Genomic DNA, 21,532 nt, shown 5'->3' with positions numbered 1-21,532 from the left:
TAGGTATCATGAAACGAGCCGTTGTTGTATTCAGTGGTGGGCAAGATTCCACCACTTGCTTAATTCAGGCACTCCGCCAATATGATGAAGTCCATTGTGTCACTTTTGACTATGGTCAACGCCACCGTGCTGAGATTGATGTTGCCAGCCGCATCAGTAAAGAGCTTGGTGCAGCCGCCCATAAGGTACTTGATGTTACTTTATTGAATGAGCTTGCAGTCAGCAGCCTGACAAGAGATAACATTCCTGTACCCGATTTTAGTGAAAGCGAAAAAAATGGCCTACCAAATACGTTTGTTCCTGGCCGCAATATACTGTTCTTAACTCTGGCTGCAATTTATGCATATCAGGTTGAAGCTGAAGCCGTTATTACTGGCGTTTGTGAAACTGATTTTTCCGGTTACCCTGACTGCCGTGATGAATTTGTCAAATCCCTGAACAATGCAGTCTGTCTTGGCATCGCTCGCAATATACGCTTTGAAACTCCCTTAATGTGGCTCAACAAAGCGGAAACCTGGGCGTTAGCGGATTATTACCAAAAACTGGACTTTGTTCGTTCTCAGACTCTCACTTGCTATAACGGTATCCAGGGAGATGGCTGTGGTGAGTGCGCAGCCTGCCATCTTCGTGCTAACGGATTAAATGTTTATTTAAATAATGCCGAGTCGACAATGGCAGAAATGAAATCCAAAACGCAACTGAACTAATACAAATAATTCAGTCTATCAGTGGGAGATACCAAATATCTCTCACTTCACTGTTTCATTTTTAAACTCATTTAATCTTTCGCGTAATTCACCTTCCAGCACTAACGTCTGTTGTGTCTTTAAATCAACGCAAACAAATGTACTCAAAGCATCAGCGATAATCCTGTTATCACCTTTACGTATAATTTTCTGAAAAAAAGTACCACTTTTGTTACGTAATTCCTCCATGGATGAATGCACTTCCAATTCATCTCCTAGCACGGCTGGATGGCGATAGTTAATATTAATATTGGCTACAATAAAAGCAACCTTGTTATTATTTAACCACTGCAACGTGTCACTGTCAGAAAACAAATCCCAACGAGCGGCCTCCATAAACTCTAAGTAACGCCCATTATTCACATGTTGGAAAACATCAATATGATAACCTCTGACTTTGATAATTGTACTCATTACTCTTTTCCTTAAACTCATCTGACCAGAAAGTGATTAACAATAGCAGAACATTTTAATTACAATAATGTTTAATCAATGATTCTTGATCAGTATCACAGCCCCCTTGATAAAATCATTTGTGTATTCACCAAGAAGGCTTTTAATCAGTGGATTAATTTATCTCGATTTTTTTCTATAAATGCTGGACCAATACCTTGCACTTCCTGTAGCTGCTCAATGGCTGTAAATGAGCCATATTTTTCACGATACTCAATAATCGCCTGTGCTTTTTTGGCACCAACACCATTAAGTTCTTTCGCTAATTGTTCAGCACTCGCTGTATTGATATTGATTTTGCCTGAAAGCGTTTTTTCTTCCTTGTTATTTAATTCACTTTTTTCAGCCGTTATCTTATGAGGGTCAGTTGGTTGAACCTGTGTCGTTTTATTCACAAGCTCTCCTGCTGCAACAGCATAAGATAACGGCATACTGATCCCAAAAATAAGAACAAATGAATTAAATAGTCCCTTTAGATACTTCATAAAAATTCCTCCATGTTTTGTTGACGGATAAAAGAGTGCCATAACAAAATTTCAACACAACAGGGAAGATCCAGATATGCGAAAGGCCACGAAAGTGGCCTTTTTCAATTACTATCTTGCAAGATAAATTGCGAATAGCATCGCAATTTAATCAATTTGCCCTAATTTAATCTCAGCATTATCACGCAAATTATTAATCAGGGATTCAAACATAGTATTACTAATCTGATACTGCTCCATCATCATTGCCTGTTTAATCTGCTCTTCCGAAATAGAGCCTGGAATGACTTTATCTAATTGAATCAGAACAGCATTACCAATTCCATCATACGCTAACCCATATACAGGTTTATCGTCTTTAGGATGAGGCAACGTAAATAATACATCAGTAACCGGACTGGTTTTGCGTGCCATTACCGTTGGTTCACCAAACTGAATTCCTGCCGTTTTCAGTGCTTGATCGCCCTTGCCTGCTTTTAATGCTGTAAGCAGACTTTCACTATCAATCTGTAACTGTTTTTCAGCTTTCTGGCGTTTAACCAACTCAGTCACTTCAGTTTTGGCTTCTTCAAATGGCAAAACAGATTCAGGCTTAACCTCATCAACGCGAATGATAAAGGCCCTGTCACCATCAACAGATATCACGTCAGAATTAGTTCCTGAAGGGCTTTTATCATCAACCAAATTACCAAAGAAAATAGCCTGAACGACCTGGCTGAAATTGATATCTGCCGGAACCTGGTCTCTATCAAACCAATCTGTAGTGACTGCTTTATAACCTGCCGCCTGCTCTGCCGCTGCTAAAGACTCATTATCATTGGCTGCAGCTTCACTCACTTTTCTTTGTAATGCATAAAATGCATCAATCGCTTTTTCCTGCTTAACCGTTTTCTCTATGGCTGAGCGCTCATCAGCAAGTGCCTTCACTACCTGAGGCTTAATATCATCCAGACGGAAAACTGCATAACCATTAGACAATTTTATAACAGTAGAAAGTTGCCCTTTCTCTGTTAAATGAGCTGATTTGATTTCGTCAGGTGAGGAGCTATCTTCCATCCAACCAAGATCCCCTCCTTGTTTAGCAGAATATTTATCTGTTGATTTTTCTTCTGCTAATTTGCTGAAATCAGACCCTTTTTTCAATTCATTCAGAACCGATTTTGCATCAGCTTCAGATGCCAGCTGGATAAGACTGTATTTCTTTCTTTCTGGCTGAGTATATTTTGACAGGTTGTTTTTATAGTACTTTTCAATATCAGCATCAGTCACGGTAACATTTTTCAGTTCATCCGCAGCATCCATCTTGATGTAGCTGATTTTGACTTTCTCAGGAACAGTGAAATGCTTACTGTTCATATTGTAGTAATTTTTCAGCTCTTGATCTGTCACAGACTGCTGTGCTTCGATTGATTGCAGTTCAAGAGTTGCCAGACGAGCGGTTCTTTCCTGTAGCGATAACTCAGCAAGCTGCTTAATTTCTGCTGGTAAAGCAATTTCGGTACTCATTAATATTGTACGCAGCTGGCGGGAAATCAGATCTTGTCGAATCTGCTCCGCATAATTATCCGGATTCAGACCGGCGTTTGTGAGCACCTGTAAATATTTTTCGTTATCAAATTTACCGTCAGTCTGGAAATAACTCTGCTTACGGATTTCTTCCTTTACCTGTTCGTCGCTAGCTGATAGTCCCAGCTTATTTGCATATTGTTCAAGCAAAACGGTATTGATAATACTGTCCAATGACTGGCGCTTCAAAGCTCTCACTTCCTGCTCATTACTTAGCAGGGCAGAGAATTGATCTCCCAGCCTTTCTTGTAGTGACATTTTATCTTGTTGAAATACCTGCTCTAACTGAGCACGACTAATGGTTTGACCATTCACTTTGGCAGCATAATTACCGCCTTCACTTGACAGGTAGCCTGTTAAACCCGTCACCAAAAAGGTCAGGATAATTAGAGCCAACACGATTTTAAGCACTGGGCCATTTGCCGCTGTGCGTAGGTTGTCCATCATAAAGACGTAAAACTCCGCTTTAGTGAAAAAGAAACTGCCATATTACGCTAATTCGAACGCTAAGAGAAAAAAAGCGCATCAATCAAGTGACGCGCTTATATTTTAACCTATCGATTCCAGCTAGTCAGTCTAATCTGCACGGTACTTACAAATGGCAGCTCTGTTTGACGACATCTTGAACCCATAGGGTATACCTGTAATGGTAAATAAGGTGGCTATTTAACAATTACCCGTTAACAGCATCTTTTAAGCCTTTTCCGGCGCGGAAAGCAGGTACATTTGCTGCTGCGATTTTGATTTCTTTCCCTGTCTGAGGGTTACGTCCTATGCGAGCGGCCCGCTCACGTACAGTAAATGTCCCAAACCCTACCAAAACGACATCATCACCGCCTTTCAATGCTCCAGAAACTGAAGAAATGAATGCATCTACTACACGCCCGGCTGCTGCTTTAGAGATATTCACATCAGCAGCAATTTTGTCGATCAGTTGTGACTTATTCACGCTTATCATCCCCATTTAGTTTTACTATCGTAACAAACGCCTATTTATAACGGCTAACACGACAGTCTTGCCGTTATATCAATCAATTCCAGTATTAGCAAGAAATCATAGAACAGCAAAATATTTAATCAGATCTTTAGATTAAGATAACTTAATGAGACAAAAAAAGGCTGGCAAGCCTGAATTAGCTTACCAACCTTATTTTCATACAGTGTATTGATTCAGCTCACTATTTTTGTACTACTTTAGTGATATCACTTCTGCACCAAATGCAGGCTCCTGCAAAGCAATAGTCAAAACATCTTCTATACGCTTAACAGGGTGGATTTCCAAATCCTGAATCACGTTCTGAGGGATTTCTTCCAGATCGCGTTTATTCTCATCAGGGATGATGACCGTTTTAATTCCGCCACGATGAGCTGCCAGCAATTTTTCTTTCAAACCACCAATAGGCAGAACGAGCCCACGCAGAGTAATTTCACCAGTCATCGCCACATTGGCATTAACCGGATTACCAGTCAGGCAGGAAACCAGCGCTGTACACATTGCGATACCTGCACTCGGGCCATCTTTAGGTGTTGCACCTTCAGGCACATGAACGTGAATATCGCGCTTTTCGTGGAAATCAGAACTGATGCCCAGCTTATCCGCTCGAGCCCGGACTACTGTCAATGCAGCCTGAATAGATTCCTGCATGACTTCTCCCAATGAACCGGTGTAAGTCAATTTGCCTTTACCCGGAACACTGGCTGTTTCCACGGTCAGTAGATCACCACCAACTTCAGTCCATGCAAGCCCGGTTACCTGACCAACACGGTTTTCGGTGTCAGCACGACCATAATCCACTTTTTGAACACCCAGATAATTTTTCAGGTTATCAGCATTGATCTCGATATGCTTAAGCGCTTTATCCATCAACAATGCTTTAACCGCCTTACGACACAGTTTGGAAATTTCACGTTCCAGACTACGTACACCGGCTTCACGGGTGTAATAACGGATAATGCCGAGAATCGCACCATCATCGATGGTCAGTTCACCTTTTTTCAATGCATTGCGTTCAATCTGTTTAGGTAACAAATGACGCTTGGCAATATTCAGTTTTTCGTCTTCGGTGTAACCTGACAAGCGGATCACTTCCATACGATCCAGCAAAGGTGCCGGAATATTCATGGAATTGGATGTCGCCACAAACATCACATCAGACAGATCATAATCCACTTCAAGATAATGATCGTTAAATGTCACGTTCTGTTCAGGATCAAGAACCTCCAGCAAAGCCGATGCTGGATCACCGCGCATGTCAGACGACATTTTGTCAATTTCATCTAACAGGAACAGTGGGTTTTTAACCCCGATTTTAGACATTTTCTGGATTAACTTACCCGGCATTGAGCCAATGTAAGTACGACGATGACCACGTATTTCTGCTTCATCACGTACTCCACCCAGTGCCATGCGGACGTATTTACGGCCAGTTGCACGAGCAATGGAACGCCCCAGTGAGGTTTTACCCACACCCGGAGGCCCAACCAGACAAAGTATTGGTCCCTTGATTTTACTGACACGACTTTGTACAGCCAGATATTCAAGGATACGTTCTTTAACTCGCTCCAAACCGTAGTGATCAGTGTCCAGTATTTCCTGGGCTTTCACCAAATCTTTTTTCACTTTGCTGCGTGCGTTCCACGGAACCTGCACTATCCAGTCAATGTAGCTACGCACAACCGTCGCTTCTGCTGACATTGGGGACATCATTTTTAATTTTTGCAGCTCAGCTTCTGCTTTTTCCCGTGCCTCTTTAGGCATCTTGGCATTTTCGATCTTACGTTTCAGCGTCTCATATTCGTCAGGTGCATCATCCATCTCACCTAATTCTTTCTGAATCGCCTTCATTTGCTCATTCAGATAGTATTCGCGCTGGCTTTTTTCCATCTGTTTTTTAACGCGATTACGAATTCGTTTTTCTACCTGTAGCAGATCGATTTCTGATTCCATCATTGCAATCAGATATTCAATGCGCTCAACAACATCAGACATTTCTAAAACAGCCTGTTTGTCATTGATTTTTAATGGCATATGAGCAGCAATGGTATCAGCCAGTTTTGCGGCATCTTCAATACTGTGTAGTGATGTCAGCACTTCCGGCGGAATTTTTTTATTCAGTTTGATATAGCCTTCAAACTGATTAATCGCGGTTCTTACCAGAACTTCCTGCTCGCGCTCATCAACGATAGGGGAGTCCTGATATTCAACCTGCGCATAAAAGTATTCACCGTTATCTGTCAGTGTCGTAATACGGGCACGCTGCAAGCCTTCAACCAGAACCTTCACTGTGCCATCTGGTAATTTCAGCATCTGTAGAACAGAAGCCACTGTACCTACGGAGAATAGATCATTGACTCCCGGTTCATCAGTGGATGCTTCTTTCTGCGCTACCAACATGACCTGTTTGTCATGATCCATTGCTGCTTCCAGACAATGAATCGACTTCTCTCGCCCAACAAACAGAGGGATCACCATATGTGGGTAAACCACTACATCGCGCAAAGGCAATACAGGGATTTCTATGCGTTCGGAACGCTCAGGATTCATAGAGCTCTCTCTTCGTTTAGCTTTCGCCAGTTTTTAGGAATCTCGTGAAACACGGTTTTCACGAGTTTCACTTCAAAGAATATAAAATATATGGGGACAGGAATCCGACATTCAATAGCCTGAGTCTGCAAAAAGCAAAATGAGGGAGAATCCCTCATTTTATTTTTTCAATGCGAATTGATGGCCGGTACTTCTTACCCTATTTTCATCACTCACCAGAAACTTGAGCATCCGGTTTGCTATATATCAATAATGGTGCGGATTTATCTTCAACAACCGTCTCATCAACGACAACTTTTTCTACATGTTCCATTGATGGGAGATCGTACATTGTGTCCAATAAAACACCTTCCACAATTGAGCGAAGACCACGAGCACCCGTTTTACGCACCATTGCTTTTTTAGCAATCGCTGTCAGAGCTTCTTTTCTGAACTCCAGCTCAACGCCTTCCAGATTAAATAAAGCCTGATACTGTTTTGTCAACGCGTTTTTTGGCTCTTGCAGAATCTGGATTAAAGCTTCTTCATTAAGTTCACCCAACGTTGCCACAACCGGCAGACGGCCAATGAACTCAGGAATCAAGCCGAATTTGATTAAATCTTCCGGTTCAACCTGAGCAAGCAAGTCACCTTCAGTTGCTTTCTCTGATTCACCTTTAACTGTAGCACTAAAACCTATTCCGGAGCTGACATTCAAACGCTGGCTAACAACCTTGCTCAACCCGGCAAATGCGCCGCCACAGATGAATAGAATTTTAGATGTATCAACCTGAAGGAACTCTTGCTGTGGATGCTTACGACCACCCTGAGGAGGAACAGCTGCTACTGTGCCTTCAATCAATTTCAACAGTGCCTGCTGAACGCCTTCACCTGACACATCACGTGTTATTGAAGGATTATCAGATTTGCGGGAGATTTTATCTATTTCATCAATATAAACGATACCACGCTGCGCTTTCTGTACATCGTAGTCACATTTTTGCAAAAGCTTTTGAATAATGTTTTCTACGTCTTCCCCAACATAACCTGCTTCAGTCAGAGTCGTAGCATCAGCCATGGTAAATGGTACATCTAAATAACGGGCAAGTGTTTCTGCCAGCAAAGTTTTACCGCTACCGGTTGGCCCGATTAGCAGAATATTACTTTTGCCTAATTCCACACCGTTATTAGTATCCCCATTACGCAGGCGCTTATAGTGGTTATAAACGGCTACCGCTAGTACTTTTTTCGCCATTTCCTGACCGATGACATAATCATCCAGATGTTGGCGAATTTCATGAGGGGTAGGCAATGTACTACGCTCACGATGTGGTACTAGCTCTTTAATTTCTTCGCGAATGATATCATTACATAAATCGACACATTCATCGCAGATATACACTGACGGGCCAGCTATTAATTTCCGGACTTCATGTTGGCTTTTCCCGCAGAAAGAGCAATACAGCAGCTTTCCTGAACCGTCTTTGCGCTTATCTGTCATCAGTCAACCTCACTTTATGAGCTGTTATCCCAGTCTATCTGGCATAACAGAAAAAACGCTGTCATTACTCCGCATAATCAGGTGATTGTACAAAAATCCACCTTTAAATTATAGTGTTGGAGTAATAAATTAATTATCAATAAATTAGTTGCGCTGGGTGAATATGCTATCAACCAATCCGTATTCTACGGCTTCCCCGGCTGATAAGAAACGATCACGTTCTGTATCTTCGACTATCTTCTCAAGCGATTGCCCCGTATGTTTTGCCATCAACTCATTCATACGTGCTTTAACTTTGAGTATTTCCTGCGCATGGATTTCAATATCTGTTGCCTGCCCCTGAAACCCACCTAATGGCTGATGGATCATCACTCTGGAATTTGGCAAACAGAAACGTTTCCCTTTCGCACCAGCTGTTAACAGGAACGCCCCCATTGAGCAGGCTTGTCCCATACAAATAGTACTCACATCTGGCTTAATAAATTGCATGGTGTCATAAATAGACATACCAGCTGTGATAACCCCACCCGGCGAGTTGATATATAAGTGAATGTCTTTTTCTGGGTTTTCTGCTTCCAGGAATAGCATCTGAGCGACAATTAAGTTCGCCATATGATCTTCTACCTGACCAGTCAGAAAAATAATTCGATCTTTTAATAAGCGGGAATAAATATCAAATGCACGTTCCCCACGTGCTGTCTGTTCAACCACCATCGGCACCAAAGACATGTTAGGTGCATATTGATCTTGCTTGCCACTGTATGACATTTCCGTCTCCTAATAGAACTCACGCTGGTGCCATTCATAACTGATTCTACTTGAGATAAGCGATGATGACCATGATCCAAAGTTAACTAACAGAGGGCTTCCCTCTATAAAAAGTAGTAAGCCATTACATAATAGTAAGAAAGGATATGAGGTTAAATCTGTTTTTTTCAAGAACAATAAAAAAAACCCGCAAGCTTCGCCTGCGGGTTTGCATTACTGAGAGAGGAATTTATCATCTCAGGTAATCAATAAATGAAACTTATGCCATTTGATTCTGATTCATCAAATCATTAAAGCCAGTTTCTTTTTCAGAAACTTTCGCTTTGCTCAGAACCAATTCAACAGCTTGCTCTTCCAGAGCAACGTTGCGGATGTTGTTCATCATTTCTTTATTTTTGCTGTAGTATTCAACGACTTCTTTTGGATCTTCATATGCAGAAGCCATTTCTTCGATCAGTGCGTTAACACGTTCATCATCAACTTTCAGCTCATTGCTGCTGATAACTTCACCTAACAGCAGACCAACAACTACACGGCGTTTTGCCTGCTCTTCGAACAGCTCACGAGGCAGTTCCAGAGCCTGCGCTTCATTACCACCGAAACGCTGTGCCGCCTGACGACGCAATACATCAACTTCGCCATCAATAGCCGCAGCAGGAACGTCGATTTCGTTAGCCTTAACCAAACCATCCAGAACCTGAGTTTTAATGCGGTTACGTACTGCATTTTTCAGTTCACGTTCCATGTTTTTACGAACTTCTGCACGCAGACCATCAACTGTCGCTTCGGTAATACCAAAGCGCTTGATGAACTCTTCAGTCAGTTCTGGCAGTTCACGCTGTTCAACTTTCTTCAGGTTAATTGCGAATTTCGCCGCTTTACCTTTCAGGTTTTCAGCATGATAATCTTCAGGGAAAGTCACATCGATAGTGAATTCGTCGCCCGCTTTGTGGCCAACAACACCTTCTTCGAAACCTGGGATCATACGGCCTTGGCCCATTGCCAGAACGAAGTCTGTTGCTTTGCCGCCTTCGAACTCTTCCCCGTCAACAGAGCCATTGAAATCTACAGTTACGCGATCTTCTGCAGCTGCTGCTTCATCGGTTTCTTTCCAGTCAGCCTGTTGTTTACGCAGAGTTTCCAGCATAGTGTCAACGTCTGCATCTTTTACTTCAACAACAGGTTTTTCAACTTCGATTTCTTCCAGACCTTTCAGTTCGATTTCTGGGTATACTTCGAATTCAACTGCGTAAACGAAGTCTTCGCCATCTTTAAACTGCTCTGGTTTGTAGCTTGGTGCGCCGGCTGGATTAATTTTATTCTCAATGATCGCATTGATGAAATTACGCTGCATCAGATCACCCAGTACATCCTGCAGGACAGAGGCGCCATAACGCTGCTGAACGATTTTCATAGGTACTTTACCTTTACGGAAACCGTCAATACGTACTTTTTTCGCTACATTAACCAGCTCACTGTTAACTGCTTTTTCAATGTCGGCAGCAGGAACGGTGATTGACACACGACGCCCTAGGCCTTGAGTTGTTTCAACAGAAACTTGCATCTTGTTACCTCAAAAAAATCATAGTGCTCGGTCAACTTCAGAATGGCACAACGCCTGATACGAGCAAATTGCAGCACTCTTCAAGAACCGGGGTGGTCGCATTTAAAAACCGAGAATCCCTGTGATCAGAAGCGCCCCGAAACTATTGTAAAAATTTAGACGCAGCATTATAGCGATGCAGACAGTATGAGTCGAGAATTGCTGGCAAAAGCGTGCAATATTCGTTGACTTATGTGATAAGCATTGCTCAATAACCACATCATGCCATTGGTTATTCGATATGAATATCCCCACAGACTTCAAGATAGCGCGCGACGGCAAGATAATTTCCTCGGTTACATAATGTATGATGTAACCGGGTGGACATGCATGACCAGCAACGCTATAACTTAAAATGACGGGTATAAACAAAAATACAGCCCGAAGGCTGTAGTTTAACGTGAAAACCAAATTAATTAAAAAGTAAGTACAAGCTCGCTACTCTGTAAAATCATGAAGTCGTCGCCGTTCCTCCCCGGCATGCTGGCGAGTTCAGAACGGTATCTTCCAATTCCATCCACTCTTTTTCTGTATATGTGTGAAGTGCCAGAGCATGTACTCCTCCAGCCATCTCATTAACCAGAGTGCTGTATACTGAGCGATGACGATTAAGCATCCTCTGATCAATAAATGCATCACTGATTACAATGATTTTAAAATGGCTTTCAGAACCTGCTGGTACATTATGACGATAACTTTCATCAATAACTTCCAGATGAGAAGGCTTAAATGCCGCCCGTAACTTTGTTTCTATTTCCTGACGAACCATCTCATTCTCCTTAGTCACCAAAGGTTATTAATCAACCATATATTGATTTTAGTTTATTTCCCGCGATTTATAGGATTCAAACATCTAATTATCTTAAACCAAATACATTTTGTTTATTTATCTATATCTTTCAATTAGTAAGCATTAGGGATATGCCACTACCTATCGCAGTGTTATGATTGCAACGGTTTGTACTATCTGTATTACTATACCGGGTATCCGTATCCAGAATGAGACCATTTACATGCTAAAGAAAATACTTATTCCACTTACCGCACTTCTCTTTTTAGCCAATCTGACTGGCTGTGCAACCCCCAGCAATACACTCGCTATTCAGCCTAAAATTGCCCTGCCATCAGCAGACCCGACGATGAAAGCTATCACAATCAATATTAGTGGGGTCGACCAGCGGCAATCTCAAGCCCTGGCTCAAGTAAACCGGGATGCAAAATTAGTCACGCTGCTACCTTCACGCGATTTACGCTTTTTACTGCAAGAAGCGCTGGAAAAGCAAATGGTCGCTCGTGGTTATATGATTGGCTCTCCGGCTAATGCCAACTTGCAAGTTGTTGTCAATCAACTTTATGCCAATGTTAAAGAAGGCAGTTTACGTCACGATATTTCAGCAAAAGCAGAAATTTCAGTGATCGTTTATGCTCAGGATGGCAATAAACAAATCAAGAACTATCGCACCAGCTATAATGTGCAGGCTCCATTAAGTGCAACTAACGCAAAAATTGCTGATGCTGTTAATACTGTATTATCAGATGTTATCGCAGATATGGCCCAAGATTCGTCAATCAGCACCTTCATCAAACAAAACGTTCGCTAACAGAATATGAATATGCTTTCTGCCTGATTCTATTGAAGTGACTTTCAGTAGACTATAGGCAGAAAGTATTGGAGGGGCTTATGGCAAATCATGCTCTTAATTTATCAGCAATACGTAACTATCGCATTCTTCTTTTACTGGGTTTTGCATCAGGCCTTCCTCTTGCTCTTACAGCAGGCACATTACAAGCATGGATGACAGTGGAAGATGTTGATATCAAAACTATCGGCTTTTTCACTTTAGTCGGTCAGGCATATGTCTTTAAATTTCTCTGGGCACCTGCCATGGATCGCTATTCCCCTTCATTTCTGGGACGGCGACGTGGATGGATGCTTGTTACCCAGCTTTTGCTCATTATCAGTATCGCGGGCATGGGATTTCTAAATCCCTCACAACATTTATGGTGGTTAGCCGCATTAGCTGTTGCTGTCGCCTTCTTTTCCGCTTCTCAGGATATTATTTTCGACGCCTATAAAACTGACCTGCTTCAGCAAGAAGAACGCGGTGCCGGAGCTGCGATTTCTGTATTAGGCTACAGATTGGCAATGCTGGTTTCCGGCGGTTTAGCCCTATGGGTAACAACTTATATTGGCTGGAATTGTATGTACTGGCTTATGGCCGGTCTGATGCTGATTGGTGTTTATGCTACTCTTACGGCTAAAGAACCCCAAATAGATACAGCGCCACCAAAAACATTGCACCAGGCCGTTGTAGAACCTTTATTTGATTTTTTTAGTCGAAATAATGCCTGGCTTATCCTTCTGCTAATTGTTATGTATAAATTGGCTGATGCTTTCGCCCTCTCCCTTAGCACTCCTTTTCTTATCCGAGGAGTTGGTTTTAATCCGGCCGAAGTTGGTATGATCAATAAAACCCTTGGACTGGCCGCTACCATTATAGGAGCACTATATGGTGGTTATTTAATGCAAAAGTGGAGTCTGTTCCGTGCATTGATGATCTTCGGGATCTTGCAAACCATTTCAAATTTCGGTTATTGGATACTTGCCGTCACCCCTAAAGATATTTATGTCATGGGAGGGGCTATATTTCTGGAGAATATCTGTGGTGGTATGGGCACAGCAGCATTTGTTGCCCTACTCATGACACTTTGCAATAAGTCTTTTTCAGCGACACAATTTGCTCTTCTTTCAGCGTTGGCCGCGGTAGGACGAGTGTATGTTGGCCCGGTTGCAGGCTGGTTTGCTGAAGCTCATGGCTGGTCAATGTTTTATCTGTTTTCCATTGTGATTGGATTTCCGGGCCTGGCTCTACTGCTGGTTTGTCGTAGTACACTAGCTTATACCCAAAAAACGGATAGTTTTATTCCCCGGACACTATTCAGTAACTATTATCGGCTAGCCTTCCTGACGATGACTCTGGCTGCACTTATTTTTGCTGCCTGGTTAATTATAAATAGCCTGTTGTTTGTAATAACGCATATTGTCACTTTGGTGCTTTACATCTCTCCAAGATATATCGATCTTTGTAATAACATAAGTGACTTTATATACCCTATGTTGTCCTGGAGCGTTGTTATTGGTGTTATAGGATTACTGCTGGGTGGTATTCTGGACTACATCGCATTGAAAAAAAGTAAATTTGCTTAAAAATTCCTGCCACTACAACAAAAGGCTGACAAAGTTCAGTCTTTTGTTGCTCTTATTTAGTGATTATTATCACAATAATAGTAAAAAACTAAAATTATGTGACCCAAGAAACATCTTTTCTAGAGGGGGAACATTTATATTTATACTAATAAATATTATTATTCTCACGTTCATATTTATTTTGTTTCGAACTATCCAAAATATCTTTATTTATCTAAAGCCATATAAAGGGAATTTATGAAAAGACATATTTTGACACTCACAGCAGTTGCTGCCGCCTTGGTTTCTGCCTCAGCCAGCGCGGAATACCAGTGGGGGTTTGCCAATGTCAGCATGAACTACCTTGACTGGAGCAAACACACAACACACAAAACCGGGCAGTCTTCTCACAAAGATGACTTTGCCTATATGGAGCTAGAAGGTGGAGCGGGCTTCAGCTGGGGAGAGCTATATGGTTTCTTTGATTTAGAGAATCCATTTAACAGCAAGACTGCACAACCCGGTGATAACCTACGATACGCCTTCAAAACAACAGGTCGTTATTATCTGGGAGAGACAGGTTTCAATCTTTACGGACATGTTTACGGAAGCTACTCTCTTCCCGGAAACGGCGGAAACTTCCATGAAGTCAATACACTCTATGGATTAGGTTATAATACAACCTTCGCTGGTCTGTGGTTCAAACCGTTCGTCGCTTTAAATTATACCGACAACAAGTTCTACTCAGGAAACAACGGATACGTTGTAGGCTGGGTTGCCGGATACGATTTCAACCTGTGGGAACAAAAATTCAGCGTCACAAACTGGAATGAAATTGAATTAAACCGCAATAAGCGTTACGGCAACGGTGGCCCTGACGGAGTCAACGGCGCAGTAGGGTTATGGTGGAATCCACACCCTTCTTTTACTGCCGGAATTCAATACCGTTATGCTGACAATAAATTAGGGGAAGATTTCCTTCAGGATGGTATTGTTTACAGTGTAAAATATAACTTCTGATAATTAGTTTAACTGGTGAACAGTTCAAAACTGTTCACCAAGATTAAAAGTCATGATTTATTTACTGAAACATTGTCTGTTTAAAAACGTTACCTGTAATTTTCATTAAGAAAAGTTTATTTAAAAATAGATGGTTATATAAAAAATATTGCCTATTTTGATTTATTGGATACAATAACCACCCGAAGTTAACTTTTTGTTAAATCTCATATTGCATGTGATCCCTCTAGCATAAAAAGCCTACAAGCCATCCTGCTTCTATTACAATTGTTTACACTCCGGTAACCTTACCGTAGAATGCCCGCACTGATGAAACGACAATAAAGCTTTTGTTATCTGGGGTCGCTCTAATGAGACTTATGAAATACAAAAAAACTATTGGGTTATCGTCACTACTCGCAGCCACTTTAATGCTAAGTGGTTGTGATATGGTATTGATGAATCCCAAAGGGGCGATCGGCGTTGAGCAAAAAACGCTGATACTGACAGCGTTTGGCCTGATGCTGATCGTTGTTATCCCGGCTATCGTAATGGCAATCGTCTTTGCTTTACGTTACCGGGAAGCCAACAAATCTGCAACCTATCGTCCAAACTGGGCACACTCAAATAAAATTGAGCTTGTTGTCTGGACCGTGCCTATCCTGATTATCATCGTATTGGCCACGATTACATGGAAAACGACTCATGAGCTCGATCCATATAAGCCACTGGACAGCGATGTGAAGCCGGTAACGATTGAAGTTATTTCCCTCGACTGGAAATGGCTGTTTATCTATCCGGAGCAGGGTATTGCAACCGTAAATGAAATTGTATTCCCTAAAGATGTGCCAATTAACTTCAAAATCACCTCTGATTCTGTGATGAACTCTTTCTTCATCCCACAGTTAGGCGGTCAGATTTATGCAATGGCAGGTATGCAGACAAAACTGCACTTGATTGCTAACTCAGCAGGCAAATACGATGGCTTCTCAGCCAGTTACAGTGGACATGGCTTCTCTGGCATGAAATTCACCGCAACTGCAACTGAAGATCGTGCTGGGTTTGAAGAGTGGGTACAAAAAGTTAAAGCGTCACCTAAAACTCTGGACACAGTGCAGGCATTCAATGCATTGGCAAAACCTAGCCAGAACAACCCAGTTGAATACTTCTCAAGCGTGAAACCAAAACTGTTCCAGGAAACTATCGCCAAGTTTATGGGTGATATGGGTCATGGCGGTATGTTTGGTATGTCTCACGGCAAAACAGGCCATGACAAAGCAGAACATGGTGAAGCTGCGGGTCATAATATGAATATGAGTCAACCGGCTCATGCAGGTGTTGAGGAATAAAGACATGTGGGGAAAATTAACACTTGATGCGATCCCATTACATGAACCCATTATTGTGGTTACTTTATTGGGGATCCTTCTCGGGGGACTGGCAGTAGTTGGTTCCATAACTTATTTCGGCAAATGGAAATGGCTCTGGAGCGAATGGTTGACAAGTGTTGACCATAAAAAAATCGGTGTCATGTATATCGTTGTTGCCATGGTAATGATGCTGCGTGGTTTTGCTGACGCCATCATGATGCGTGGACAGCAAGCCCTGGCTTCCGCTGGTGAAGCAGGTTTCCTGCCCCCGCACCATTATGATCAGATTTTTACCGCGCACGGCGTAATCATGATTTTCTTCATGGCGATGCCTTTCGTTGTTGGTTTGATGAATATCGTGGTTCCTCTGCAAATCGGGGCACGTGACGTCGCATTCCCATTCCTGAACTCCCTGAGCTTCTGGTTGTTTGTTGTGGGTGTCGTTCTGATCAACCTCTCACTGGGGGTCGGTGAATTCGCACAAACTGGCTGGCTGGCCTACCCGCCTCTGTCCGGTCTGGAATACAACCCGGGAGTTGGTGTTGATTACTGGATATGGAGTCTTCAGCTCTCCGGTGTAGGTACATTGCTGACTGGTGTTAACTTCTTCGTGACTATCCTGCGTATGCGTGCGCCAGGTATGTCCATGATGAAACTGCCTGTTTTCACTTGGGCTTCACTGTGTACCAACGTACTGATTATTGCAGCATTCCCTATTTTGACAGTGACAATCGCACTGTTAACCCTGGATCGTTATCTGGGCACCCATTTCTTTACTAACGATATGGGCGGCAACATGATGATGTACATCAACCTGATCTGGGCGTGGGGTCATCCTGAAGTTTATATTCTGGTTCTGCCTGTCTTTGGTATCTTCTCTGAAGTTACGGCAACCTTCTCGAAAAAACGTCTGTTTGGTTATACCTCTCTGGTATGGGCGACAATTGTTATTACCATTCTGTCGTTCATCGTATGGTTGCACCACTTCTTTACCATGGGTTCCGGCGCGAACGTTAACGCCTTCTTCGGTATTGCCACGATGATTATCTCCATCCCGACCGGGGTTAAGATCTTCAACTGGCTGTTCACCATGTACCGTGGTCGCATCGAATTCAAAACTCCGATGCTGTGGACTGTCGGCTTCCTGGTCACCTTCTCCATTGGTGGTATGACCGGTGTTCTGCTAGCTGTTCCGGGTGCAAACTTCGTACTGCATAACAGTCTGTTCCTGATTGCTCACTTCCATAACGTTATCATCGGTGGTGTGGTATTCGGCTGTTTCGCTGGTACAACTTACTGGTTCCCGAAAGCATTCGGTTTCACCCTGAATGAAAAATGGGGTGTACGTGCATTCTGGTTCTGGATCACCGGTTTCTTCGTTGCCTTTATGCCGCTGTATGCGCTGGGCTTCATGGGTATGACCCGCCGTCTGAGCCAGGATATCAACCCAGAATTCCATCCTTTGCTGGTAGTTGCAGCAGGTGGTGTTGTCCTGATTGCTCTTGGTATTCTGTGTCAGGTTATCCAGTTCTACGTCAGTATCCGTGACCGTGAGCAGAATCGTGATCTGACTGGTGACCCATGGGGTGCCCGTACTCTGGAATGGTCAACTTCATCCCCACCTCCGTTCTATAACTTTGCGGAAGTTCCACACATCCAGACTCGTGATGCGTGGTGGGATATGAAAGAAAAAGGTACTGAATATAAGCGTCCTGCTAAATATGAAGAAATTCATATGCCTAAAAACACAGGTGCTGGCGTGATTATCAGTGCATTCTGTCTGGTGCTGGGCTTTGCGTTTATCTGGCATATCTGGTGGATGGCTATTGCAAGTTTCGCAGGTATTGTCATCAGCTGCATCGTGAAAAGCTTTGACGAAGACGTTGATTACTACGTTCCTGTAGCTGAAGTCGAAAAAATTGAAGATCAGCGTTACGAAGAACTGAGAAAGGCAGGTGCGAAATAATGTCGACTCAAACCCTTAATAACACAGCCGCCCATGACGCTCATGGGCACCACGATACAGGAGCCAACAAAGTATTTGGTTTCTGGATCTACCTGATGAGTGACTTGGTTCTGTTTGCAAGCCTGTTTGCAACTTATGTTGTACTTGCTAACGGCACAGCGGGTGGTCCGTCAGGTAAAGAAATTTTTGAACTGCCATTTGTGCTGGTAGAAACCTTCCTGCTGTTGTTCAGTAGTATCACTTACGGTTTTGCCATGCTGGGCATGAACAAAGGTAAAGCTGGTCAGGTAAACCTGTGGCTGTTCGTTACCTTCCTGTTGGGTCTGGGCTTCGTTTCAATGGAAGTTTACGAATTCCATAAACTGATCTCAGAAGGTTTTGGTCCTGACCGCAGTGCATTCCTGTCATCCTTCTTCGCACTGGTTGCGACTCACGGTCTGCACGTTACCTTTGGTCTGATCTGGATTATTGTCCTGATGGTTCAGGTTGCACGCCGTGGTCTGACTGACGTGAACCAGACTCGCCTGAACTGCCTGAGCCTGTTCTGGCACTTCCTTGACGTTGTCTGGATCTGTGTATTTACTGTCGTTTATCTGATGGGAGCTATGTGATGAGTCATCCAAATACTTCTCATACCGGCGCCAGCCACGGTAGCTTCAAAACTTATATGATTGGCTTTATCCTGTCAGTCATATTGACCGTGATCCCATTCTGGATGGTAATGGATGGTACTGCTTCACACAGTACAATCCTCGTCACCGTGGTTGTCATGGCTGTTATTCAGATTTTTGTACATTTCATCTGCTTCCTGCATATGAATACATCATCTGAAGAACGCTGGAACCTTGTTGCTTTAATATTCACATTGTTGGTTATTGCCATCGTTGTCGTTGGCTCACTGTGGATTATGTACAACCTGAATATCAATATGATGGTTGATTAAGAGTTGATTTGAATGATTAAGCAATACCTACAAGTGACCAAACCAGGAATTATTTTCGGAAATCTAATTTCTGTGATTGGTGGTTTTCTACTCGCTTCCAAGGGCGTAATAGATTACCCCTTGTTCTTTGCAACAATGGTCGGAGTATCGTTGGTAGTAGCGTCAGGTTGTGTATTTAACAACTATATTGACCGCGATATTGACAGGATCATGGAAAGAACAAAAGAAAGGGTCCTTGTTAAAGGGCTTATCAATCCGAAAATCAGCCTGATTTACGCCTCAGTGTTAGGTATTGCTGGCATGGTGCTGCTCTATGTAGCAGCCAATGCCTTAGCAATGCAGTTAGCTCTCATCGGGTTTGTCATTTATGTAGGGGTTTATAGCCTCTACATGAAAAGGAAGTCTATTTATGGCACGCTGGTAGGTAGCTTGTCAGGTGCAGCACCTCCTGTTATTGGTTATTGTGCCGTAACAGGGCAGTTTGACATGGGAGCATTGATTCTATTGCTGATTTTCAGCTTATGGCAAATGCCCCACTCTTACGCCATTGCTATTTTTCGGTTCAAAGATTATCAGGCCGCCAATATTCCAGTTTTGCCTGTTATTAAGGGTATCTCTGTGGCAAAAAACCACATTACTCTCTATATTCTGGCATTTATGGTTGCTACGCTGATGCTGACAATCAGTGGCTATGCAGGTTATAAATACCTCATCGTTGCTGCAGTAGTAAGTATCTGGTGGCTGGGGATGGCATTATCAGGTTATAAAACCACAAATGATCGAGCTTGGGCTCGTAAGTTATTTATATTTTCTATTGTCGCCATCATGTCTTTGAGTATCATGATGTCTGTGGATTCTGCGGCATCTCCAGAAATAGCGCTAACTTACATCCGGTAGTATTCAAATGGCAGGTTTTCCCTGCCATTTTTCTTTCCTTTTCTCTTGCAAACATTGCTTTACTCCTGTCTAGCTAAAATGTCATATCGAATTTTTGAAGGTATGAGGTACCCATGAACGATAATAAAATGACTCCCCTTGAACTTAGAGCAACATGGGGTTTAGGTTCCGTTTTTTCTCTACGCATGTTAGGCATGTTCATGGTGTTACCAGTCCTGACAACTTACGGTTTAGAGTTACGGGGCGCCTCCGAAGCTTTGATCGGCATTGCAATTGGCATCTACGGTTTAACACAAGCTATATTTCAAATCCCATTCGGGCTACTTTCAGATAAAATCGGTAGAAAACCTTTAATCATCATTGGACTGCTTATTTTTGTCTTAGGCAGCATTATTGCCGCCTTTAGTGACTCCATCTGGGGTGTTATTGTCGGAAGAGCTTTGCAAGGGACGGGAGCAATTTCTGCGGCAATTATGGCATTGCTATCGGATCTGACCCGTGAGCAAAACCGCACAAAAGCTATGGCATTTATTGGGATCAGTTTTGGTCTCACATTTGCCTTTGCCATTGTCGTCGGTCCTATTGTTACTCACCAGATTGGATTGAATGGTTTATTTGGTACAATAGCAATCCTTGCCAGTTGCGGTATCTTAATAACATTATTCGCAGTACCATCGACACATAAACACTTATTAAATCGGGAATCCGGTATTGTTCGCGGCAGCTTCCGGCGTGTACTTTCTGATCCCCAGTTGCTAAAACTCAATTTTGGTATACTTAGTCTGCATACATTATTGATGTCGAGTTTTGTTGCCCTACCCCTTATTATGGAAAAAGTCGGGTTTCCTCCCCAGCAACACTGGAAAGTTTATTTAATTACTACGCTTATTTCCTTCGTTGCTGTTTTACCATTCATTATTTATGCAGAAAAGAAACGCCGAATGAAACAGGTCTTCCTGCTTTGTATCGGCATGTTGTTTATCGCTGAGTTTGTATTGTGGTCTTTAGGCTCACATCTTTGGGGAATATTTGCCGGTATTCAGATTTTCTTCCTTGCGTTTAATATCATGGAAGCCATTTTACCCTCATTAATCAGTAAAGAAGCGCCGGCAGGGTATAAAGGTACAGCAATGGGGATTTATTCCACCAGCCAGTTTATCGGCGTGGCGTTGGGCGGAAGTCTTGGCGGTATGCTATACGAAATACAAGGTGCATCATTAGTCTTTATGGCTGGAATCATTCTTACTCTATTCTGGTTTATTCTCAGTCTTACTATGCGTCAGCCACCTTATGTCAGTAGCATCAGGCTAGTTTTGCCTGCTCAATTAAGTGCTCCTGACGTTCTGGAAAAAGAAATACGGTCTCAGGTGGGTGTGAAAGATGTCGTGATTGTACCAGAGGAACTCAGCGCATATATAAAGGTAGATACTAAGCAGACTAACCGTGAACAATTAGAACAGATTGTAATTGCCCATTCATAATAAAGTTCAGGATAGCCGATATCTGTACAGAATTAAGGGAAGCA

At 42.7% G+C, this 21,532-nt stretch carries 19 protein-coding genes; 10 read left to right on the top strand and 9 right to left on the bottom strand.

Translation table 11 applies throughout. From position 1 onward, the window contains the following. Nucleotides 1–8 precede the first annotated feature (8 nt). Nucleotides 9–707: a 7-cyano-7-deazaguanine synthase QueC gene (gene queC / locus Xsto_RS01745; protein WP_099111566.1), complete on the top strand. Its 699-nt coding sequence runs from the start codon at nucleotides 9–11 to the stop codon at nucleotides 705–707. Nucleotides 708–749: 42 nt separating this feature from the next. Here the strand turns inward: queC and Xsto_RS01740 are convergent, their stop codons facing one another. The 9 genes from Xsto_RS01740 to bolA all read right to left on the bottom strand — a co-directional run bounded on the left by Xsto_RS01740 (nucleotide 750) and on the right by bolA (nucleotide 11,414). Further along, the gene (locus tag Xsto_RS01740) at nucleotides 750–1,160 is read right to left on the bottom strand and encodes an acyl-CoA thioesterase (protein ID WP_099111565.1); all 411 of its coding nucleotides are present in this window, start codon (nucleotides 1,158–1,160) and stop codon (nucleotides 750–752) included. A 146-nt stretch (nucleotides 1,161–1,306) separates the two neighbouring features. Continuing rightward, a complete protein-coding gene (locus Xsto_RS01735) occupies nucleotides 1,307–1,726 on the bottom strand; it encodes a ComEA family DNA-binding protein (RefSeq protein WP_241538015.1) in 420 nt (139 codons plus the stop codon). 105 nt (nucleotides 1,727–1,831) lie between these two features. Beyond that, nucleotides 1,832–3,697 (bottom strand): peptidylprolyl isomerase, encoded by a 1,866-nt coding sequence (gene ppiD, locus Xsto_RS01730; RefSeq protein ID WP_099123906.1) that lies wholly within the window; start codon nucleotides 3,695–3,697, stop codon nucleotides 1,832–1,834. 226 nt (nucleotides 3,698–3,923) lie between these two features. Further along, nucleotides 3,924–4,199 carry a nucleoid-associated protein HU-beta gene (gene hupB / locus Xsto_RS01725; RefSeq protein ID WP_153043670.1) on the bottom strand — a complete coding sequence of 92 codons (276 nt, stop codon included), beginning with the start codon at nucleotides 4,197–4,199 and terminating at the stop codon, nucleotides 3,924–3,926. A gap of 240 nt (nucleotides 4,200–4,439) precedes the next feature. Further along, on the bottom strand, nucleotides 4,440–6,794 hold the full coding sequence (lon, locus tag Xsto_RS01720; RefSeq protein ID WP_099111561.1) for an endopeptidase La: 2,355 nt from the start codon (nucleotides 6,792–6,794) through the stop codon (nucleotides 4,440–4,442). Nucleotides 6,795–7,002: 208 nt separating this feature from the next. Then, entirely contained in the window at nucleotides 7,003–8,274 is a 1,272-nt protein-coding gene (gene clpX, locus Xsto_RS01715; protein WP_099111560.1) for an ATP-dependent protease ATP-binding subunit ClpX, read from the bottom strand. 144 nt (nucleotides 8,275–8,418) lie between these two features. Continuing rightward, a complete protein-coding gene (clpP, locus tag Xsto_RS01710) occupies nucleotides 8,419–9,042 on the bottom strand; it encodes an ATP-dependent Clp endopeptidase proteolytic subunit ClpP (protein WP_086955403.1) in 624 nt (207 codons plus the stop codon). A gap of 259 nt (nucleotides 9,043–9,301) precedes the next feature. Further along, nucleotides 9,302–10,606 (bottom strand): trigger factor, encoded by a 1,305-nt coding sequence (gene tig / locus Xsto_RS01705; protein WP_099111559.1) that lies wholly within the window; start codon nucleotides 10,604–10,606, stop codon nucleotides 9,302–9,304. A gap of 490 nt (nucleotides 10,607–11,096) precedes the next feature. Next, nucleotides 11,097–11,414: a transcriptional regulator BolA gene (gene bolA, locus Xsto_RS01695; RefSeq protein WP_099111558.1), complete on the bottom strand. Its 318-nt coding sequence runs from the start codon at nucleotides 11,412–11,414 to the stop codon at nucleotides 11,097–11,099. 244 nt (nucleotides 11,415–11,658) lie between these two features. Here bolA and Xsto_RS01690 point away from each other — a divergent pair, with 244 nt between their 5' ends. From Xsto_RS01690 to Xsto_RS01650, 9 genes are all read left to right on the top strand, one after another. Continuing rightward, the gene (locus Xsto_RS01690; RefSeq protein WP_099111575.1) at nucleotides 11,659–12,246 is read left to right on the top strand and encodes a lipoprotein; all 588 of its coding nucleotides are present in this window, start codon (nucleotides 11,659–11,661) and stop codon (nucleotides 12,244–12,246) included. Nucleotides 12,247–12,326: 80 nt separating this feature from the next. Further along, nucleotides 12,327–13,853, top strand: coding sequence for a muropeptide MFS transporter AmpG (gene ampG / locus Xsto_RS01685; protein ID WP_099123905.1), 1,527 nt, complete (start codon nucleotides 12,327–12,329; stop codon nucleotides 13,851–13,853). A 237-nt stretch (nucleotides 13,854–14,090) separates the two neighbouring features. After that, nucleotides 14,091–14,852 (top strand): nucleoside-specific channel-forming Tsx family protein, encoded by a 762-nt coding sequence (locus tag Xsto_RS01680; RefSeq protein ID WP_099111556.1) that lies wholly within the window; start codon nucleotides 14,091–14,093, stop codon nucleotides 14,850–14,852. Between the two features lie 350 nt (nucleotides 14,853–15,202). Then, entirely contained in the window at nucleotides 15,203–16,180 is a 978-nt protein-coding gene (gene cyoA, locus Xsto_RS01675; protein WP_099111555.1) for a cytochrome o ubiquinol oxidase subunit II, read from the top strand. Nucleotides 16,181–16,184: 4 nt separating this feature from the next. After that, the gene (gene cyoB / locus Xsto_RS01670; protein ID WP_099111554.1) at nucleotides 16,185–18,167 is read left to right on the top strand and encodes a cytochrome o ubiquinol oxidase subunit I; all 1,983 of its coding nucleotides are present in this window, start codon (nucleotides 16,185–16,187) and stop codon (nucleotides 18,165–18,167) included. After that, nucleotides 18,167–18,778: a cytochrome o ubiquinol oxidase subunit III gene (locus tag Xsto_RS01665; protein WP_099111553.1), complete on the top strand. Its 612-nt coding sequence runs from the start codon at nucleotides 18,167–18,169 to the stop codon at nucleotides 18,776–18,778. The genes cyoB and Xsto_RS01665 overlap by 1 nt, the downstream gene beginning before the upstream one ends. Continuing rightward, the gene (locus tag Xsto_RS01660) at nucleotides 18,778–19,110 is read left to right on the top strand and encodes a cytochrome o ubiquinol oxidase subunit IV (RefSeq protein ID WP_086955395.1); all 333 of its coding nucleotides are present in this window, start codon (nucleotides 18,778–18,780) and stop codon (nucleotides 19,108–19,110) included. The genes Xsto_RS01665 and Xsto_RS01660 overlap by 1 nt, the downstream gene beginning before the upstream one ends. 12 nt (nucleotides 19,111–19,122) lie before the next feature. Next, on the top strand, nucleotides 19,123–20,007 hold the full coding sequence (gene cyoE, locus Xsto_RS01655; RefSeq protein ID WP_099122210.1) for a heme o synthase: 885 nt from the start codon (nucleotides 19,123–19,125) through the stop codon (nucleotides 20,005–20,007). A 113-nt stretch (nucleotides 20,008–20,120) separates the two neighbouring features. Further along, nucleotides 20,121–21,488, top strand: coding sequence for an MFS transporter (locus Xsto_RS01650; protein WP_099123904.1), 1,368 nt, complete (start codon nucleotides 20,121–20,123; stop codon nucleotides 21,486–21,488). The last annotated feature ends 44 nt before the right edge of the window (nucleotides 21,489–21,532 follow it).

Source organism: Xenorhabdus stockiae (genome assembly GCF_002632825.1).
GTDB lineage: Bacteria > Pseudomonadota > Gammaproteobacteria > Enterobacterales > Enterobacteriaceae > Xenorhabdus > Xenorhabdus stockiae.
The sequence above is the reverse complement of the archived record's forward strand: the minus strand, read 5'-3'. Positions and strand labels throughout refer to the sequence as shown.

What these genes read in the sequence shown, in the direction of transcription:
- queC (WP_099111566.1), top strand. Translation starts at nt 9, where the DNA reads ATGAAACGAGCCGTTGTTGTATTCAGTGGTGGGCAAGATTCCACCACT.
- Xsto_RS01740 (WP_099111565.1), bottom strand. Translation starts at nt 1,160, where the DNA reads ATGAGTACAATTATCAAAGTCAGAGGTTATCATATTGATGTTTTCCAA.
- Xsto_RS01735 (WP_241538015.1), bottom strand. Translation starts at nt 1,726, where the DNA reads ATGGCACTCTTTTATCCGTCAACAAAACATGGAGGAATTTTTATGAAG.
- ppiD (WP_099123906.1), bottom strand. Translation starts at nt 3,697, where the DNA reads ATGATGGACAACCTACGCACAGCGGCAAATGGCCCAGTGCTTAAAATC.
- lon (WP_099111561.1), bottom strand. Translation starts at nt 6,794, where the DNA reads ATGAATCCTGAGCGTTCCGAACGCATAGAAATCCCTGTATTGCCTTTG.
- clpX (WP_099111560.1), bottom strand. Translation starts at nt 8,274, where the DNA reads ATGACAGATAAGCGCAAAGACGGTTCAGGAAAGCTGCTGTATTGCTCT.
- clpP (WP_086955403.1), bottom strand. Translation starts at nt 9,042, where the DNA reads ATGTCATACAGTGGCAAGCAAGATCAATATGCACCTAACATGTCTTTG.
- tig (WP_099111559.1), bottom strand. Translation starts at nt 10,606, where the DNA reads ATGCAAGTTTCTGTTGAAACAACTCAAGGCCTAGGGCGTCGTGTGTCA.
- bolA (WP_099111558.1), bottom strand. Translation starts at nt 11,414, where the DNA reads ATGGTTCGTCAGGAAATAGAAACAAAGTTACGGGCGGCATTTAAGCCT.
- Xsto_RS01690 (WP_099111575.1), top strand. Translation starts at nt 11,659, where the DNA reads ATGCTAAAGAAAATACTTATTCCACTTACCGCACTTCTCTTTTTAGCC.
- ampG (WP_099123905.1), top strand. Translation starts at nt 12,327, where the DNA reads ATGGCAAATCATGCTCTTAATTTATCAGCAATACGTAACTATCGCATT.
- Xsto_RS01680 (WP_099111556.1), top strand. Translation starts at nt 14,091, where the DNA reads ATGAAAAGACATATTTTGACACTCACAGCAGTTGCTGCCGCCTTGGTT.
- cyoA (WP_099111555.1), top strand. Translation starts at nt 15,203, where the DNA reads ATGAGACTTATGAAATACAAAAAAACTATTGGGTTATCGTCACTACTC.
- cyoB (WP_099111554.1), top strand. Translation starts at nt 16,185, where the DNA reads ATGTGGGGAAAATTAACACTTGATGCGATCCCATTACATGAACCCATT.
- Xsto_RS01665 (WP_099111553.1), top strand. Translation starts at nt 18,167, where the DNA reads ATGTCGACTCAAACCCTTAATAACACAGCCGCCCATGACGCTCATGGG.
- Xsto_RS01660 (WP_086955395.1), top strand. Translation starts at nt 18,778, where the DNA reads ATGAGTCATCCAAATACTTCTCATACCGGCGCCAGCCACGGTAGCTTC.
- cyoE (WP_099122210.1), top strand. Translation starts at nt 19,123, where the DNA reads ATGATTAAGCAATACCTACAAGTGACCAAACCAGGAATTATTTTCGGA.
- Xsto_RS01650 (WP_099123904.1), top strand. Translation starts at nt 20,121, where the DNA reads ATGAACGATAATAAAATGACTCCCCTTGAACTTAGAGCAACATGGGGT.